The organism is Nonomuraea recticatena, assembly GCF_039533245.1.
Classification (GTDB): Bacteria; Actinomycetota; Actinomycetes; order Streptosporangiales; family Streptosporangiaceae; genus Nonomuraea; species Nonomuraea roseola.
In genome coordinates this window covers 1-1042 of sequence record NZ_BAAATE010000120.1, presented here as the reverse complement: position 1 = coordinate 1042, position 1042 = coordinate 1, and the positions used below count along the sequence as shown (strand labels likewise).

Here is a 1042-nt window from a genome sequence, read left to right as displayed (position 1 = left end):
CGCCTTTGCGGCGAGTCCTGGCCGGAGCGAGTGGTGATGTGAGCGGCTCGTCCGTGGTCGGCTTGTGAACGGTCATCCAGCACTCCCCCTCCGCCACTGTGGCGGGTCTGCGATCACCTTCTACGAGCGCGAGACCTCGTCGCGGGGCTACCCCGCCGACCTGGCCCTACGCGTCCTGAGCAGCGATATCGGCCATGAATTGCCCAGCCAGCTACCTGGTGTTGTCCTTCGACGGCTCACGCCGATAGCGGCGAGGACATGACCGGTTGGGGGACGCGCCACCCCTGTCCAGGTAGCTACCGCTGGGATGTGACGTCCGACGCCTTGGCGCCGCCTACAGACCTGATCGGCGCCATCGTCTCGGTGTGCATGGGTTCGCCGCCGACATCCGGCTTCTCACGCATCACCTCCGCGAGACCGGCCTGGGTCGGGAGCGGAACGGTCGAGGGCTGGATCTGGATGGCGATCAGGCCGCGCATGTAGCGACAAGGTCTGCCAGCGCGCTGGTTCGAGTCCTGCGCTGTAGCGGCTCGCCATTCCGGCGGTTGGCGCGGCTGCCTGACTCCTCCCCGAGCAATCTCCTGCTTGTGCGGGCGAGCGTCGTGGAATGCGTAAACCCAGGCGTGGCCCGTGGGTGTCCGGGTAGGCATCGCCCGTATCCGAGGGGAGATCACTCATGACCGATCATGAGCCGACGGCCCACGCCTCCGCCGCCGAGCGCAGAAGTCTGGCTCTCGGGGTCAAGGCGGCCGAGGCCATGGCGCCTACCCATCCGCATCGAGGCGGAGTCGGCGACCGAGAACGTGCTGGTGGGCACGCCGGTCGCGATGATGGACCGGGCTCGCGACGTGATCCGCCAGGCCATGGGCAAGGCCAGATGATCCGCCATTCTCCGCGGTATGCTGGACCGAGGAGCATGTGATGCGGCTGCCTGGCGCGCGCGGTCCGATCACCGCGGCGTTGTTCGGACGGCTGACCGGCCCGCCCGGGGGCGAGCCGCTCGCCGTCCACGAGGTGGACGACGAGGATCTGCACCTGGCCC

At 68.5% G+C, this 1042-nt stretch carries 1 protein-coding gene; it reads right to left on the bottom strand.

Features of this window, described 5'->3' with window-relative positions; all coding sequences use genetic code 11:
* Positions 1 to 296: 296 nt before the first annotated feature.
* Positions 297 to 479 (bottom strand): hypothetical protein, encoded by a 183-nt coding sequence (locus tag ABFX50_RS50640; protein ID WP_346158464.1) that lies wholly within the window; start codon positions 477 to 479, stop codon positions 297 to 299.
* Positions 480 to 1042: the final 563 nt, after the last annotated feature.

What these genes read in the sequence shown, in the direction of transcription:
- ABFX50_RS50640 (WP_346158464.1), bottom strand. Translation starts at nt 479, where the DNA reads ATGCGCGGCCTGATCGCCATCCAGATCCAGCCCTCGACCGTTCCGCTC.